The 1,320-nt window shown below is 65.6% G+C and carries 2 protein-coding genes; both read right to left on the reverse strand.

Annotated elements, in window-relative coordinates:
* The coding region (locus ACWC94_RS42270; protein WP_450803096.1) for an alpha-amylase family glycosyl hydrolase at window positions 1-872 on the reverse strand (872 nt) is incomplete at its 3' end.
* Window positions 869-1,320: DUF3459 domain-containing protein (locus tag ACWC94_RS42275; protein ID WP_450803098.1), on the reverse strand; the 452-nt coding region annotated here is incomplete at its 5' end. The genes ACWC94_RS42275 and ACWC94_RS42270, both read right to left, overlap by 4 nt.

Consider the following 1,320-nt stretch of genomic DNA (forward strand, 5'->3'; position numbering starts at 1 on the left):
ATCACCGGGAAGTGGAAGGCCATGTGGCACTCGTCGCCGCCGGAGGCGTAGTCGCCGAAGTAGTCGACGACGTCCTCGGGCCACTGGTTGGCCTCGGCGAGGAGCACCTTGTCGGGGTACTGGGCGTCGATCTCCTTGCGCACCCGCCTCAGGAACTCGTGGGTCGCCGGCAGGTTCTCGCAGTTGGTCCCCTCCTGCTGGTACAGGTACGGCACCGCGTCCAGCCGGAACCCGTCGATGCCGAGATCCAGCCAGAACTTCAGCGCGGAGATCATCTCCTCCTGCACCGCCGGGTTCTCGTAGTTCAGGTCCGGCTGGTGCGAGAAGAAGCGGTGCCAGTAGTACTGCTTGCGTACCGGGTCGTACGTCCAGTTGGAGGCCTCGGTGTCGACGAAGATGATCCGGGCGTCCTGGAACTGCTTGTCGTCGTCGGCCCAGACGTAGTAGTCCCCGTACGGACCGTCCGGATCCCGCCTCGACTCCTGGAACCACGGGTGCTGGTCGCTGGTGTGGTTCATGACGAAGTCGATGATCACGCGCATGCCGCGCTGGTGGGCGGCGTCCACGAACTCCACGAAGTCGGCGAGGTCACCGAACTCGGGGAGGACCGCGGTGTAGTCGGAGACGTCGTAACCCCCGTCTCTCAGCGGCGACTTGAAGAACGGCGGCAGCCACAGGCAGTCCACGCCGAGCCACTGCAGATAGTCGAGCTTGGCGGTCAGGCCCTTCAGGTCGCCGACGCCGTCGCCGTTGCTGTCCTGGAAGGAGCGGACCAGGACCTCGTAGAAGACGGCGCGCTTGAACCACTCCGGGTCCCGGTCCTTGGCGGGAGTGTCCTCGAAGGTGTCCGGAACGGGCTCATTGACGATCATATTGTGGGTGACCCTCCGATCTGCGGGTTGGACGGTCGCAGGACGGTGAAGACATGCGCGGGCCTATGACCCGGTTCGAGGCGCACATAGTTGGCCCTGCCCCAGTGGTAGGTCTCGCCGGTGAGCTCGTCGCGCACCGGCACGGACTCGTGCCAGTCCAGGCCGAGTTGCGGCATGTCCAACGAGACCGTGGCCTCCTGGGTGTGCTGCGGATCGAGGTTGGCGACCACGAGAACCGTGTTCGATCCGCTCCGCTTCGAGTAGGCGATCACCGCGTCCTTGTCGGCGTGGTGGAAGTGCAGATCGCGCAGCTGCCGCAGGGCCGGGCTGCGGCGCCGGATGTCGTTGAGCCTGGTGATGAGCGGGGCGATGGTGCGGCCCTCGCGTGCGGCGGTTTCCCAGTCCCGTGGCTTGAGCTGGTACTTCTCCGAGTCGAGGTATTCCTCGC

Source organism: Streptomyces sp. NPDC001135 (assembly GCF_053598395.1).